This is a genomic window from Paeniglutamicibacter quisquiliarum (assembly GCF_019084045.1).
Taxonomy (GTDB): domain Bacteria; phylum Actinomycetota; class Actinomycetes; order Actinomycetales; family Micrococcaceae; genus Paeniglutamicibacter; species Paeniglutamicibacter quisquiliarum.
In genome coordinates this window covers 158,250-172,146 of sequence record NZ_JAHRED010000001.1, presented here as the reverse complement: position 1 = coordinate 172,146, position 13,897 = coordinate 158,250, and the positions used below count along the sequence as shown (strand labels likewise).

Here is a 13,897-nt window from a genome sequence, read left to right as displayed (position 1 = left end):
CTGCGGCGGCCGCGCACCGCCCGAACGTCCCGGGTCAGGACTTCTCGACGGGCAACCAAAGTTCGCACGAGGCATAGGTGTCGGTGAGCTCGAGGTAACGCAGCATCGATGGCCCTGGGCGCAGCCGCCACGGATTCGAGGGGAACCACTCCGTCGCCGTCGCGGCCCACAGTTGTTGCAGCGCCTCCGGGAACGGGCCCCGGGAGGAGAACACCGCCCAGGCCCCCGCCTCGAGCCGGATGGTGTCGAGGTCATCGGGCAGCGCGGTTGCCGCATTGACCGCGACCCCGTGGAGGTAGGTGAGCATCGATCCCTCCGGCGCGTCCGGTTCCACCTCCGCGGTGACGGCCAGGATGCCGGCGGGGTCGGTGTCCCCCAGCGCCTTGAGCCGCGCGTGTTCGCCGGGCGCAATGCCGGCAATATGCCGCTGGATGTGCGGGTTGACGCCCTCGTGGATGAGCGGGACCTGCGCCGCGTGTCCTGCGAGAACGAATTCGGGCTTGTGGGTGATGGTGACGTCCATCGGGGTGCTCCCTTCGACGCTCAGGCGGAACCTGAGCATGGGTTGTGTGCTGAGCGGACCGCCATGACGGCGCACCTCGGCCGGGCCGGTGCCGTGCACCGAGCGGAATGCCCGCCCGAACGCCTCCACCGATCCGTAGCCGTAGCGCACAGCGACATCCAGCAGGTTCGGATCCCCCGCCGCGAGGTCGGCACCGGCGAGAGTCATCCGGCGTCGGCGCGCGTATTCCGACAAGGGCATCCGGGCCAGCGCCGAGAACATCCTGCGCAGGTGGTATTCGGTCGTCCCGTGCTTGCGGGCGAAGGCCGCGACGTCGATCGATTCGCTGAGGTTTCGCTCGACGAGGTCTACCAGGGCATTGAGTGTGCCGATCATGTGGTCCTCCTTTCAGAAACAATCCTCTCCCGGCCGAGGCGGGCCGCACCCGATCATCGTGGCCACATTCGATCGGTTGCAAGGGAGACATACCGAGTCTACGAAAGAGTGCCCGACGAGACTCGAGCCCTGGCGATCGCTGAAGCACCGTGGCTCGGTCGAAGGTTGCAACCATGCCCCATGTGGCACCGTTTCCCCGTGGACTGCGGCAGGGCCGCCTGCCCACGGGGAAGCATCATGAGGCGGGCTGCCGCCTTAGTTCTGCCAGAACGGGTAGTCGGTGTAGCCGGCGGCGCCCTCGGTGTAGAAGGTGGAGGCGTCGGGTTCGTTCAGCGGCAGGCCTTCCTGCCAGCGGCGCACCAGGTCGGGGTTGGCGATCGCCGGGCGTCCGACCACCACGGCGTCTCCCCAGCCATTGGCAGCAACCGCGGCGGCGTCGTCGTAGCTGGTGACGGTCTGGAAGCCGGTGTTCAGCAGGACAGGTCCGTTGAAGCGCGAGCGCAGATCCTGGACCAGTTCGCCGGCGGGATCCGCGTGCAGGATGCTCAGCGCGGCAAGACCCAGGGGTGCAATCCCGTCGATGAGGGCCGCATAGGTGGCCGCGACATCTGCCGGATCGCTCTCCACGGCTCCCTGGACGTTGTGCTCGGGGGAAATGCGCAGGCCCGTCCGGCCCGCACCAATGGCGTTGGCCACGGCGGTGACGACCTCGATGACGAAGCGTGCCCGGTTTTCCGGGGACCCGCCGTAGGCATCGGTGCGGGTGTTGGCGCTGGGTGCCAGGAACTCGTGCAGTAGGTAGCCATTGGCACCGTGCAGTTCCACGCCGTCGAAGCCCGCGGCGATTGCATTGCGGGATCCGTTCACAAACTCCTCAACGATGCCCGGCAGCTCATCCGTCTCCAGTGCGTGCGGGACGGGGTAGGCGTGCTTGCCGGTGTAGGTCCGGGAAACGCCGTCCACCGCGATGGCGCTCGGGGCCACGATGTGGTCCTGCCCGGTGGTCTCGGTATGCGTGACCCTGCCGGCGTGCATCACCTGCGCGACGATGAGCCCGCCCTCGGCGTGCACGGCGTCGGTAACGCGCTTCCAGCCGGCGATCTGTTCCTCGGTGGCAAGGCCCGGCTGGCGGACGAACCCCTGCCCTGTCACGCTGGGGTAGACACCTTCGGAGACAATCAGGCCCATCGAGGCGCGCTGGCGGTAATACTCGACGACGTCATCGTTCGGCACGCCGTCCACGCGGGATCGGGAGCGGGTCAGCGGGGCCATCACGAGGCGGTTGGGCAGTTCGAGGTCACCGAGGGTGAGCGGGGAAAACAGGTCCATGCGGCAGTGCTCCAAACGTTGGGGTTGGTTGCCTGGTGCAACCAGCCCCGCGGCAACGGTATTCCTGCCATCCTTCACAGGTGAGGCGGAACACTGTTCTTCCGGCATCCGCCCGGTACGTGCCGGCACCACCCGGGATCCGTTTACCAGAGCGAGGCTCGGCTACCCCAATCAGACACTGGTTCAACCGATCGCGGCACCCGAAAAGGAGTTTCAGGGCCGCTCCCGGCCCGGTGTCACGCGAAAATCAGGAGCGCTGCCCATCCGCAGGCGGGTGCTCGGCCACGCAGAACAGGTTGCCTTCCGGATCGGCGAGCGTGGTCCACTGGACGTGCGAAAATTCTTCCAGGACATCCCACTGGTGCGTGGCGCCGAGCCCAATCAGGCGTTCGACCTCCGTCGCCCGGGAACCCCACGGGACGGTGAGGTCCCAGTGCGCCACCTGGCGCTCGGCGCGAGGCCGGACTCCCGGCTCCTTTAGTGGTTACTCATAAGATCATGTGCAACTATTATGACTAACTGGTTCAAGTCATAAAATTAGGATGACCACTTTATGAGTACTGATACCTCCCAGTCCCGAGGTGCGAGCCATTGGCCCAGCATCACAATGGAACCGCAAATCTGGATGCCGGCCACGGCTGGCCACGGCATATACCAACAATCCCGGTTCAGCCCCAACGAGTCGGCCGTACCGCCCATGATTGCCGATCAAACCCCGGCACCTGACGTCGAGGCGCTCCAGCTGGTCGAACAAGCCACCAACGAGCTAACCAGGCTTGACGCGGAGCTTGGACACAAAGTAGCCAAATTCGCGCCTATACTGCTGCGATCCGAATCGGCGTCGTCCTCCCAAATTGAGAACCTGACCGCCAGCGCCCGAGCCATATTTGGCGCCGAGCTCGGACTCAAGACGAGCCGCAACGCCGAATTGATCGCCGCCAACACCAGGGCAATGACGGCCGCACTGCAACTGGCAGAGAAAATCTCGCCAGATTCCATCCTTCAGATCCACGGCGTGCTCATGGAAAACCAAGGCATCCACCCTGCCGGACAATGGCGCGATGAACCGGTGTGGATCGGTACTCGAAGCGACACCCCCGTCGGCGCCGACTTCGTCGCCCCGCACCACACCAGAGTGCCTGGCCTAGTCGACGATGTTGTCGCCTTCGCCTCCCGTTTTGATGTCCCCGCGCTCGTCTCGGTGGCGGTCGTCCACGCACAGTTCGAGACGATCCACCCGTTCACCGACGGCAATGGCCGCACAGGACGAGCCCTCGCCCAGTCAATCCTCCGGTTCCGTGGCGTAACCAGAAATGTGGCCATCCCCGTGTCAGCCGGACTGCTGGCCGACATCGAGGGCTACCACCAGGCGCTCACTGCGTACCGAGCTGGAGATGTCACCCCGATCGTCCGGGCGTTCGCGAACGCAGCACTCAGTGCCGTGTCCAACACACGTCAGCTTGTCGAGCAGATCGAGGCCATCCAGGAGTCGTGGAAGGGCCGGCTCACCGCGCGCAGGAACAGCAACGCTTGGCGGATCCTGGATCTTGTTGCCCAGCGCCCAGTGATCGACTCGGCCACGGCAGCCTCGGAACTCGGAGTGAAACAACCCAACGTCTATCCACCGCTGAAAACCCTGGTTGATGCTGGAATCCTGAAATCAAAGGCCGAGCACAAGCTTGGACCGTTCTGGCGCACCGACGAAATTTTGGAAGCCCTCGACGATTTTGCCAAACGAGCTGGTCGACGGCAGAAATCCTAAGCCGCCTGGCATGGGACGGCCGGGAACCAGAACAATCGGGCCGATCTGCAAGGAACGCCGAGACATTTTCAATCGGCTCATGTCTGCTGCAACTCGTGCCAATGGAAACCAAATCCAGGCAACTATTGGGAGCGGCTTTGAGGCGAGGCTCGCGGGAGCTATACGCGCTGCTGGTCCACGGGCGGGTGCTCCGCGATGCAGAACAGGTTGCCTTCCGGATCGGCGAGAGTTGTCCACTGGACGTGGGGGAATTCCTCCAGGACATCCCACTGGTGCGTGGCGCCGAACCCGATCAGGCGTTCGACCTCCGCCGCCCGGGAACCCCACGGGACAGTGAGGTCCCAGTGGGCCACCTGGCGTTTGGCCCGTGGCTCGCTTTCCGGCTGGAAGAACATCCCGAATCCTCCGGGGCCGTTTGGCGGCAGGTAGACGCTGTCGCCGCCGGCAGAGGTTTCTGCACCGGTGACAGCCGCCCAGAACTTCGCGAGGGCGACTGGGTTCGCGGCCTCTAAGTTGATGGCTCCGAGCGTGATCTGGTGGTTGGTCATGGGTGCAAGACTAGCGTGCGCGGCCGACACGTCCACGTGAAACCGTTCCCGGCATGGTGGAACCGTATTCCGGCCCGGGGCCAGGACCCAGGCAGGTACGGCCCCCAGTACCCACATCGACAACCCCGGCAATTTCATGGACCGGGCATTGGAGCCACGGCTCCCCCGCAATCCCGCACGTCACCGGGCGGCGGGGCGAAGACCTCCCGGTCCAGCGATTTCGCGTCACACACACGCGATTCAAAATAAACCCTTGTGCGATCCAAATCACAATGCTAGATTCTTGTCGCTTTCCAGAGGATCGAGTCCTTACATGCAGGACAGCCACCGCAATTGGACCTACACACAAGGACGTTCATGAGTACCGTCGCATCACCCCCGAGACCACCACAGCAGATCATGCACCCACGCTGGCTCGGCGCCCTCCAACCGAACAGGCTCAGCGCTGCGCGCAGCTTCGTGGCCAAGATGGTGCGTGAGAGCTGGGACATTGAGCTGCTGAGCACCGATGTCGACGCATCCGGAAACGGCACCATGGTGTACCGAATCAAAACCCCCTCGGGAACCATGTCCTTCGTGGGATTCGTGTCCGAACCACGTTCCGTCAATCGGACCTCTAGGATCATCGGATCGAGCTGGGACATGCTCGGCAGCCTCATGGACGGCGAACCGGATTCGGCGCGGATCGAACAGAACCGGCGCGAGCTGCCCAAGCTGTACGCCGGCCGGGCACCGGCGGGGACCCTCACCTGGTTCCGCGCCAACCAAAGCGTGCGCCTCTTCGAACACGTGCGCGAGCGCCTGGCAGCAGGAAGCCAACCTGAGACGGAACTCGTCGCCGAGGTCGGCTACCTCTTGCGCAACACCGGCCTTGACGGCAACGGCACCTTCGGCACCCGGGATTTCCGGGAGCTCGGTCCCGGGCATCCGCTCGGCGCCCCTTATCACGCCCAAATGCTCTCCGCGTACCTGATGCGCGAGCTCTCCATCGACCTGGTCCAGCACCTGGCCAGGCTCGACAACCATGGAGCCGCCACCCTGTCACCGGCCATCCGCCGCGGCATCGCGATCGGAAATGGCTCGGCCCTGGGCCTGGTGCTCTTTGCCTTCAACCGTCCCCAGTTGATCGGCACCCTCATTGGCCAGTACGAAAAGGCCCTTGCCCATGCGCTGGATCTGCCGCTCACAGCCGACGACCCGGCCTGGGAACGCCTCGACACCCTGGTCAACCGATCCATCCTCTACCGCCAGCAAGACGTGGGGCGGTATGTCACCCTCCCCAACGGGCCACAGATCTCCTCGGATCTCCGATCGGCCAAGCGCCTCATCGATGCCGCGCGCACCAGCGGCTCCCCACGTCCCCTGCGCGTACTTGAGGAATCGATGAACGGGATATTCCTCCCCGAGACCATCGAGACCATCCACGCCATCATGCTGGAACTGGATCCGACGGCAACCGACGGATTCCTGTTCGCCGACGCTGTCGACGAGAGCTTGCTGGCCAACGGCGCGCAGGCCATCGACGCCCTGCGACTGGACATCGAGAAGCACTTCGATTGGGCGCTGGATCTCCAGCTCGCCGCAGACCACGAAGCCAACCGGGTTTGGTACAAGTCCAGGGATTCGGAGGAACCGCGGTGCGGCCCGGCGAGCGAGGTCCCCGAGGGCACCGTCGACCTTGCGTTCGACATTCCACGCGAGATCCAGCGCCTGCTGGGCCGGATCGACAGGGACGCCGGTTTTGAGACCGTCGGCGCCCTGCTGGTCGCCGACCCGACGCTCGAGCAGATCGTCGCCCACGTGCAGAACCTGGCCGATCTCCCCTACGCCATCCCGCGCATGGACATCAAGGACGACTATTTGGTGCCCGTCCACCTCATCCACCTCCTCAACGGCTTCGCGTTTGGACTGGACAAGACGGTGGACAGGCTCGAGCGCATCCTGCGCGGAGTCATCTTCGACGGCGCCCCCTACCGCGACGAACTGGGCGGCCCGGAAGCCGCGGACTGGTACTGGGCACCGCGCCACGACACCTATGCCCTGCCCGTCATCGACGCAGTCCAATGGAGCGATAAATAATGACCATCGAAAAGACAGCGACCGGCGGCACCAACCTGCTGAGCACCGGAGTAAAGATGCTTCAGGTCATCGACGCAGTGGCCGACTACAAGAACGGCGTGGGGGTTTCCGAGCTGGCGCGGGTGCTCGGCTGGTCGCGCAACGTCACCCACCAATACCTGACCACCGGGGTGGCAGCGGACTGGCTGGTCCAGGGCGAGAACCAAAAATACTCGGTGGGTTTCCACGCCGCCGTGGTGGCCAGGAACGCCTCTCCGCACGGCCGGATCCGCTCGCTGCTGCTGGCCGAAATGAACGACCTGGTGCAGATCGTGAATGCGGCGGTGTCCTACGCGGTCCTCGACAAGGAAAGCCCGATCGTCATCGACCGCGTCGAACCCGACCGCGCCATCCAGATACGGAGCGGGCTCGAGTCGCGCTTCTCGCTGCGCACCTCGGCCTCCGGGCAGGTGTTCCTCGCCCACGCGCCAGGACTCATCGAATCCTCAGCGATCGACAGCAACGAGGAGGAGCTGCGGCAAATCGTGCACCGGGTCAAGACCCGCGGCGCCTCGCGGGTCCACTCGCGCTGGCTTGGGGACGAGATCATCGCCGTGGCCAGCCCGGTGTTCCTGCGCGGACATTGCGTCGGTGCGCTCAGCGTCATCATGCCCGCAACACGCAATGATGCGGACGCCGTCGAGGCGGCACTTGTCGACCGGGCGGAATCCATCAATCAGCAAATCCTGAACCAACAGAACGGAATGAGCCAGTGGTGAATCCCATGAACCCGGCCCAGGACCATCACGACATGGTCGACCTGGAGGAAATCGGCGACGAACCGCTGCTGCTCAAGCGCCGCGAGCTCACGCTCATCAGCGAGCGGGTGTTCCAGCACCGGGGAGTGCCCAACGGGGCCTGGGCAGCGGCCCGCAACAACTTTCTCGACGTCGTGGTGCTGCTCAAGGCCGAGGCCGTGGCCGGACTGATGGAGGTCATCGCCTCCCCGCACCCGGTACACCCCGACGGGCTCGGCGTGGACACCTCCAACGGAGGCCACCGGATCGATGCCCGCCACCAGCATTCACTTGTCATCGGCTCCATCGTGGGCAACGCCATCGAATCCCTGCTGGCCCACTCCCGGAGCGTGACGCTCTCGGTGGTCAATGTCGCCAGCCCCCGCTTCCTCGCCGGGGTCGTGCACCGCCTGGCACGCCGCGGCGTTGAAGTGCAGATCGTCGAGGGCGAAAACTCGGCGACCTTTCTTGCCCGGGGTGCCATCCAGGGAACCCGGCCTTCCAGCCACGGCGACCTGGTGGAGGGAATCACCGTCGCCCCTGCTCTCTGGTGGCCCATCTACAACGCCTCGACGCTGGCCCTGAGCCACGTCACCGAGATCTCCCGGTTCCACACCGGCAACACCCCTTCACCCACCGCTCGCCGCCTGGCGATCAAGTAAGGAAACGGCATGTACTTGGATAGCTTGATCTGTTCGCGCCTGGACCGGGCGGGCCTGCAGGACCTGGTCGACGGCGGCGTTCGCTGTGCCACGGTGACCTGCGGCTTCTGGGAGGACGCCACCGAATCCATGGATTCGCTGGTCACCTGGCACCGGCTCATCGCCGACAACGCCGACCTGGCCGGGCTCGGCACCTCGCCGGCCCAAATCGAGGCCATCGCCGCCCAGGGCCGCGTGGCCATCATCCTGGGATTCCAGAACAGCGCATTCCTCCAGGGACGCCTCGGCTACGTCGAGATGTTCCACAGGATGGGAGTGCGCGTGGCCCAACTGACCTACAACATCCAGAACGACATCGGCGGCAGCTGCTACGACCCCGAGGACGCGGGACTGACCCGGTTCGGCGAGGAGGTCGTGGGGGAAATGAACCGCGTCGGCATGGTCGTTGACCTCTCGCACGTCGGAAACCGCACCTCCTTCGAGGCCATCCAGGCCTCCTCAAGGCCCGTCGCGGTGACGCACGCCAATTGCTCGGACCTGGTTGACCACCCCCGCAACAAGCCCGCATACATCCTGAAGGAACTTGCGGCACGCGGCGGCATGGTCGGGCTGACTACCTATCACAACATCACCCGCGGCTACAACGGATCCCCCGACGAGTGGGCAACCATGGTGGCCAGGACCGCAGAGTTGATCGGTGCCGAGAACATCGGCATCGGTACCGACGACAACCAGGGCGGCGACGCCGCTTACCTGGCGTGGATGCGCAAGGGGCGCTGGAGTTTCCGCACGCAACAAGGCGCAAGCGTCGGCCCGGGACTCGCCACCGCCACCAAGACCGAGTGGTACCGGGGGCCCGGTGATTTCCACGTGTTCGGTCCCGCCCTGCGGCGCGTGGGATTCAGCGAAGGGGAAACCGCCGACATCCTCTGGGGAAACTGGAACCGCTACTACAAGGAGGTCATGTAATGTCTGCTGCACTCTCGGAATTGCCGGCCACCCAGGCCACCAGCATCTCCATCCAGTCCGTCACCAAGCGCTACCACCGCGCGGGCAAGACGATCCATGCGCTGGCGGAGACCTCCCTGGAGTTCGAGGCAGGGAAGTTCATCTCGCTCATCGGCCCCAGCGGGTGCGGGAAGTCCACGCTGCTCAAGATCATGGCGGGACTGGAAACCGCCACCTCCGGTCGGGTGGTGATCGACGGCAAGACCCTGGCCGGGCCGCAGGACGGCGTCAGCGTCGCCTTCCAGAAGCCCACCCTGCTGCCCTGGCGCAGCGTCATGGACAACCTGCTGCTGCCGATCCAGATCTCCGGCAAGCGGATCGATTCCGGGGTCAGGGACCGCGCCCAGCAGCTACTCAAGGTCATGGGCCTGGAAGACTTCTCCGGACACTACCCCCGCGAGCTCTCCGGCGGCATGGAACAACGCGCCGCCATCGCCAGGTCCCTGATCTCCCGGCCCAACCTGCTGTTGATGGACGAGCCCTTCGGCGCGCTGGACGAGTTCACCCGGGAGGACCTCAACGACGAGTTGCTCTCCCTCTGGGCCCGCGAACCCAAGACCCTGGTCTTCGTCACGCACAGCATCTCCGAGGCCGTGTTCCTCTCCGACCAGATCGTGGTCATGAAGGCGCGTCCCGGCGCGGTCCACGAGGTGATCGATGTGCCGCTTGCGCGGCCCCGCCACCGGGACATCCGCAACAGCCAAGAGTTCTACGATCTCATCCGCACGGTGCGGCTCAGCCTCGAAGAGGCCAAGTCCGGCCACGACGTGGAACAGAAACGGAAGGCATCATGAGCATCCTCGAGAAGACACAGCAGATCGACAGGCCCGGGGCCGTCACCACGACGTCGCCCGACGAGTTGCCGTGCAGGCTGGCGCTCACCCTGAAATCAACGTCGTTCCGCGCGGGCGTCATCGCCATTGTCTTGCTGGTCGGCGGGTTCATCCTATGGAACGTCGCCACGGACAAGGAATGGGTGTCCCCGCTGGTTGTCGCCCCGCCCGACGAGGTCGGCAAGGCGCTGAAGGACATGTTCGCCACCGGGGCGGTATGGAAGAACCTGGGTGCCACCGCCTACGTCACGCTCATCGGGTTTTTCGTGGCGACGGCGGCCGCGCTCTTGGTCAGCTTCATCTTCGTCTTCTCCGAGTCGCTGCAGAAGGCCATCTACCCGTTCCTGGTCATCATCCAGACCTTCCCCAAGGTCGCCATCGCCCCGTTGATCATTGCGTCCTTCGGTTATGGATTGCTGCCCAAGGTCGTGCTGGCGGCGCTCATGGCCTTCTTCCCGGTATTGGTCAACGCCATGGTCGGCCTCACCAACATCAACGTGGACCAGCTCAACCTGTTCAAGTCGATGCGGGCCAACACCTGGCAGGTGCTCTTCAAGCTCCGGATCCCCAATGCCATCAGCTACATCCTCCCGGCCCTGAACACGGCCCTGGTGCTGTCCCTGATCGGCACCATCGTCGCGGAGTTCGTCTCCGCCCGGCAGGGCCTGGGCTTTGCCATCCAGTCGGCGACCCAGACCGGCAGCGTCGCGACGACCTATGCGTTGCTGATCGTGCTCGGTGTCTTCGGCGCCATGATCTGGGTTGTCATGGCCATCCTCAACCGCGTTTTCAAGAACTACAAGCAGTAGGAAAGGACCACTCATGAAAATCAAGAATCTCGCAGCGTCCTCGGCCGCGCTCGCCCTGGCCATCGGACTCACCGGTTGCGCGGGCTCCTCCTCGGAGGCCGACGGACTGAGCCGTGTCACCTTCGCCGTGGCGGACCAGTCGCTGAGCGCCACCTCTGCCAGCTACGCCACGGTCCCCGGATCCATGGGCTACTTCAAGGAGGCGGGCCTCGAGGTGGAGATGCAGCCGGTCGAATCCGCCTTGGCGGCAATCCAGTCGGTGGCCTCCGGCAACTCCTTCTGCACCTACGCCTCGACCTACAATGCGCTCTCCGCCATCGAGGACGACCCGAACCTGGTCATCGTCGGAACCACCACTGGCAACATCTTCCGCGTCATCGCCCCCGAATCGCTGGGCATCAAGACCTCCGGCGACCTGGCGGGCAAGAGCATCGGCGTTTCCTCGCTGACCTCGATTGCCACCGACATCGCCAGCATCGGCATGCGGTACGACGGTGTGGAGCCCAGCAAGGACCAGTTCCTGTCCGTGGGCTACGGCGCCCAGACGGCTCAGGCCTTCAAGAACAACGACATCCAGGCGTACTCGGGATTCGACGGCCCCAACATGGTCATCGAGTCGCTGCTCGGCGAGCCGGTGGTGGATGTGGCCTCCGAGGCCGACTCGATGACCGGGACCTCCTCGCTGGTGTGCCGAGCCAAGGACGTCTCCGAAAAGCCCGACATGGTGGCGGGACTGTGGACCGCGTTCTTCAAGGCCCTGGTCTTCTCCCAGGAAAACCCGGAGGCCGCGGTGAAGATGCACTGGGAAAAGTTCCCCGCCAGCAAGCCGACCCAGGGCGATGAGGCGGCAAACCTGAAGATGGCCACCGGCCAGTTGGCCTTGCGCATGAAGACCACCGCACAGGTCGGATCCGCCGGACGCTACGGTGAGCAGACCGAGAAGGATATGCAGCGCCTGATCGACGACGGGCTTGAGGGCGGAATCCTCACCGGTTCGGCCTCCGACTTCGCCTTGGACAAGATGTTCAACTACGACCTTGTCGAGAAGTACAACGACTTCGACGCGAAGGCGGTCATCAAGCAGGCCCGCGAATGGCAGGCCAAGTGAGTTCCGGCGCGCCGGTTCCGCCCATGTTCGCACGCGTGGGTGAAGTCGTGTGGACCGGGGGCCACCTGCCCCGGCTCCCCGACGGCGCTGTCCCGGCCGCCTTCTCGGACCAGGTGAAGCTGGTGCTGGAGAAGATCTCCGCAACCCTCGAGTCGGCAGGTTCGGGGCTCGGCAGGCTGGTCAAGGTCAACGCCTACCTGTCCGATATCGACAACCTGCCGGAATTCAACTCCATCTATTATGCGTTTCTGGACGGTCACCCGATTCCGCCGCGGACGTCGGTGGAAGTGACCCGCTTCAGGGATGCGTCGATGCTGGAAATCGAAGTCGTGGCACACACGAGTTAGCGATGGGGGTGGGACAGGGACTGTCGTGGTTCCGGTCCCACCTCGGTCTCTTGCCCTCGATCCGAACCCACCGTTGCAGTCGCGAAGCCACCCTGAAGTTCGATGACCTCACCGTTTTCCACCCGCGGGAAATCACGTCCGTGGATTGCAGAGAGCACCAGCCGAATAAGTGTCCCGTGGCTGACGATGACCAGACGCCGCCCACGGTGGGAGGCGGCCAGCCAAGCCAAGGCCGCGGTGCCTCGCAGCACCACCGATTCCGTGCTTTCCCCGCCGGCCATCAGGTCAGTTTTCGCCTGCTCGTCGATGCCCCCGACGGTTGCGCCCTCCGCCGGGCCGTAGTCGCGCTCCACCAGTGCAGGAACCTCCACCACGGCACCTGCTCCCAGCCGCTTGGCAATGATCCGCGCGGTTTCACGTGCCCGGCCCAAGGTCGAGCTGACCACCAGATCCCAGGGACCCCGAGCCTCCAGTTCCTCGGCCGCGGCCAGGGCCTGCGCCCGGCCGGTGTTGTTCAGCGGGATGTCGGATCGCCCCTGCAGCCGGCCCGTGCGGTTCCATTCGGTTTCACCGTGGCGCACCAGGGCCCAGTTGTACTGGATCATGCCGCCCGCCCCTCGCCGCCACCGGATTCCCCGCAGAACACATGTGCCATCTCGACCACCGGACGGACCAGCTCCCCCTCCTTGGGCACCCAGCCATCCACCAACACGCGCAACCCGGTGCCTGCCCAGTCCAGGCTGGTTTCATATCCATGTCTGCCGTAAAGCGCCGAGGTGACCCGCGCCAACTGGATATCCAGTGGCGCCTTCCGGGCCGCCGGTTCCAGCCGCACCCCCGTGGGCGCCACCGCCGCGACCGCGCGCCGCGGGCGCGCGCCTGCCAACGCCCGTTCCCCGATCACCCGTATGGCGGGGTTCCCGTGCGTGTCGCTTCCGATCCGGAACCTCAGCCCGGGATGGTCGGCATGAAAATGACCGTCGACCACGGTGCCCGGGAAGAGCGTCGCATCCGAGACGAAGGAAGCGACAAAGGCGTTCACGGGATTCTCCAGCAATTCCCGGGGTGTGCCGACCTGTTGGATCTTGCCGCGGTTCAGCACCGCCACCCGGTCGGCCAGGCCCAGGGCCTCGGCGCGGTCGTGGGTTACGTGTACCGCGGTCAGTCCCTCCTCACGGGTCAGGGCCCGCAGCTCCAGCCGGAGCCTTGCCCGCAGGGGTTCGTCCAGTGCGGAGAGCGCCTCGTCAAGCAGCAGCGCCTGCGGTTTGGCCACGATCGCCCGAGCCAACGCCACGCGCTGGCGCTGGCCGCCGGAGAGCGCCGCAGGCTTCCGCTTGGCGTACTCGGAAAGGCCAACCTGGTCCAACACCGCGGCCACGCGCCTGGCGATCTGTATCCGCGGCACACCCTCCAGCTTCAGCGGATAGCCGACGTTGCCTGCGACGTTCAGGTGCGGCCAGATGGCGTGGTCCTGGAAGACCATGCCCAGCTCCCGCTTCTCGGGTGGCAACCACACTCCGTCGCCTGCAACGCTGCGTCCGCCGATGGCGAGGTTCCCCGCCGAGGGACGCAGGAAACCGGCAATGGTGCGCAGGAGGGTCGTCTTGCCCGAACCGGAGGGGCCGAGCAAGGCCAGGAACTCGCCGTCGCGCACGTCCAGTTCGATTCCGTCCAGGCCCACGTGCCCGTTGCCGTAGACATGGCCCAGATTGGTCAGTTCAATGGTTGCCACGGGAAG

At 65.1% G+C, this 13,897-nt stretch carries 15 protein-coding genes; 9 read left to right on the top strand and 6 right to left on the bottom strand.

Going from position 1 to position 13,897, the window contains the following annotated elements; all coding sequences use genetic code 11:
* Positions 1-34: 34 nt before the first annotated feature.
* The 3 genes from KRR55_RS00810 to KRR55_RS00800 form a co-directional block, all read right to left on the bottom strand.
* Complete coding sequence (locus tag KRR55_RS00810; RefSeq protein ID WP_217387145.1) at positions 35-898, bottom strand: AraC family transcriptional regulator; 864 nt, start codon at positions 896-898, stop codon at positions 35-37.
* A gap of 255 nt (positions 899-1,153) precedes the next feature.
* Positions 1,154-2,227 (bottom strand): alkene reductase, encoded by a 1,074-nt coding sequence (locus KRR55_RS00805; protein WP_217387144.1) that lies wholly within the window; start codon positions 2,225-2,227, stop codon positions 1,154-1,156.
* A 247-nt stretch (positions 2,228-2,474) separates the two neighbouring features.
* Positions 2,475-2,669 (bottom strand): VOC family protein, encoded by a 195-nt coding sequence (locus tag KRR55_RS00800; protein ID WP_217387143.1) that lies wholly within the window; start codon positions 2,667-2,669, stop codon positions 2,475-2,477.
* Between the two features lie 111 nt (positions 2,670-2,780).
* Here KRR55_RS00800 and KRR55_RS00795 point away from each other — a divergent pair, with 111 nt between their 5' ends.
* The gene (locus KRR55_RS00795; RefSeq protein WP_217387142.1) at positions 2,781-3,989 is read left to right on the top strand and encodes a Fic family protein; all 1,209 of its coding nucleotides are present in this window, start codon (positions 2,781-2,783) and stop codon (positions 3,987-3,989) included.
* A gap of 158 nt (positions 3,990-4,147) precedes the next feature.
* Here the strand turns inward: KRR55_RS00795 and KRR55_RS00790 are convergent, their stop codons facing one another.
* A complete protein-coding gene (locus tag KRR55_RS00790; protein WP_217387141.1) occupies positions 4,148-4,537 on the bottom strand; it encodes a VOC family protein in 390 nt (129 codons plus the stop codon).
* Positions 4,538-4,894: 357 nt separating this feature from the next.
* Between KRR55_RS00790 and KRR55_RS00785 the strand changes: the two genes are divergently transcribed.
* From KRR55_RS00785 to KRR55_RS00750, 8 genes are read left to right on the top strand one after another with little or no spacing between them, the layout of a single operon-like run.
* Entirely contained in the window at positions 4,895-6,616 is a 1,722-nt protein-coding gene (locus tag KRR55_RS00785; RefSeq protein WP_217387140.1) for a hypothetical protein, read from the top strand.
* A complete protein-coding gene (locus KRR55_RS00780; RefSeq protein WP_217387139.1) occupies positions 6,616-7,374 on the top strand; it encodes an IclR family transcriptional regulator in 759 nt (252 codons plus the stop codon). The genes KRR55_RS00785 and KRR55_RS00780 overlap by 1 nt, the downstream gene beginning before the upstream one ends.
* Positions 7,371-8,054 carry a hypothetical protein gene (locus KRR55_RS00775; RefSeq protein WP_217387138.1) on the top strand — a complete coding sequence of 228 codons (684 nt, stop codon included), beginning with the start codon at positions 7,371-7,373 and terminating at the stop codon, positions 8,052-8,054. Before KRR55_RS00780 ends, KRR55_RS00775 begins: the two co-directional genes overlap by 4 nt.
* Positions 8,055-8,063: 9 nt before the next feature.
* Positions 8,064-9,023: a dipeptidase gene (locus KRR55_RS00770; RefSeq protein ID WP_217387137.1), complete on the top strand. Its 960-nt coding sequence runs from the start codon at positions 8,064-8,066 to the stop codon at positions 9,021-9,023.
* Positions 9,023-9,856 carry an ABC transporter ATP-binding protein gene (locus KRR55_RS00765; protein WP_217387136.1) on the top strand — a complete coding sequence of 278 codons (834 nt, stop codon included), beginning with the start codon at positions 9,023-9,025 and terminating at the stop codon, positions 9,854-9,856. Before KRR55_RS00770 ends, KRR55_RS00765 begins: the two co-directional genes overlap by 1 nt.
* Positions 9,853-10,704 (top strand): ABC transporter permease, encoded by an 852-nt coding sequence (locus tag KRR55_RS00760; RefSeq protein WP_217387135.1) that lies wholly within the window; start codon positions 9,853-9,855, stop codon positions 10,702-10,704. Before KRR55_RS00765 ends, KRR55_RS00760 begins: the two co-directional genes overlap by 4 nt.
* A gap of 13 nt (positions 10,705-10,717) precedes the next feature.
* A complete protein-coding gene (locus KRR55_RS00755; RefSeq protein WP_217387134.1) occupies positions 10,718-11,812 on the top strand; it encodes an ABC transporter substrate-binding protein in 1,095 nt (364 codons plus the stop codon).
* Positions 11,813-11,847: 35 nt separating this feature from the next.
* Positions 11,848-12,159, top strand: coding sequence for a RidA family protein (locus KRR55_RS00750; RefSeq protein WP_217387133.1), 312 nt, complete (start codon positions 11,848-11,850; stop codon positions 12,157-12,159).
* On the opposite strand, the gene KRR55_RS00745 is transcribed toward KRR55_RS00750, so the two are convergent.
* Both KRR55_RS00745 and KRR55_RS00740 read right to left on the bottom strand, forming a co-directional pair.
* Positions 12,156-12,764: a histidine phosphatase family protein gene (locus tag KRR55_RS00745; protein ID WP_217387132.1), complete on the bottom strand. Its 609-nt coding sequence runs from the start codon at positions 12,762-12,764 to the stop codon at positions 12,156-12,158. The genes KRR55_RS00750 and KRR55_RS00745 overlap by 4 nt on opposite strands.
* A complete protein-coding gene (locus KRR55_RS00740) occupies positions 12,761-13,891 on the bottom strand; it encodes an ABC transporter ATP-binding protein (protein ID WP_217387131.1) in 1,131 nt (376 codons plus the stop codon). Before KRR55_RS00740 ends, KRR55_RS00745 begins: the two co-directional genes overlap by 4 nt.
* Positions 13,892-13,897: the final 6 nt, after the last annotated feature.

Coding starts and splice junctions, on each gene's coding strand:
- KRR55_RS00810 (WP_217387145.1), bottom strand. CDS start 898: ATGATCGGCACACTCAATGCCCTGGTAGACCTCGTCGAGCGAAACCTC.
- KRR55_RS00805 (WP_217387144.1), bottom strand. CDS start 2,227: ATGGACCTGTTTTCCCCGCTCACCCTCGGTGACCTCGAACTGCCCAAC.
- KRR55_RS00795 (WP_217387142.1), top strand. CDS start 2,781: ATGAGTACTGATACCTCCCAGTCCCGAGGTGCGAGCCATTGGCCCAGC.
- KRR55_RS00790 (WP_217387141.1), bottom strand. CDS start 4,537: ATGACCAACCACCAGATCACGCTCGGAGCCATCAACTTAGAGGCCGCG.
- KRR55_RS00785 (WP_217387140.1), top strand. CDS start 4,895: ATGAGTACCGTCGCATCACCCCCGAGACCACCACAGCAGATCATGCAC.
- KRR55_RS00780 (WP_217387139.1), top strand. CDS start 6,616: ATGACCATCGAAAAGACAGCGACCGGCGGCACCAACCTGCTGAGCACC.
- KRR55_RS00770 (WP_217387137.1), top strand. CDS start 8,064: ATGTACTTGGATAGCTTGATCTGTTCGCGCCTGGACCGGGCGGGCCTG.
- KRR55_RS00765 (WP_217387136.1), top strand. CDS start 9,023: ATGTCTGCTGCACTCTCGGAATTGCCGGCCACCCAGGCCACCAGCATC.
- KRR55_RS00760 (WP_217387135.1), top strand. CDS start 9,853: ATGAGCATCCTCGAGAAGACACAGCAGATCGACAGGCCCGGGGCCGTC.
- KRR55_RS00755 (WP_217387134.1), top strand. CDS start 10,718: ATGAAAATCAAGAATCTCGCAGCGTCCTCGGCCGCGCTCGCCCTGGCC.
- KRR55_RS00745 (WP_217387132.1), bottom strand. CDS start 12,764: ATGATCCAGTACAACTGGGCCCTGGTGCGCCACGGTGAAACCGAATGG.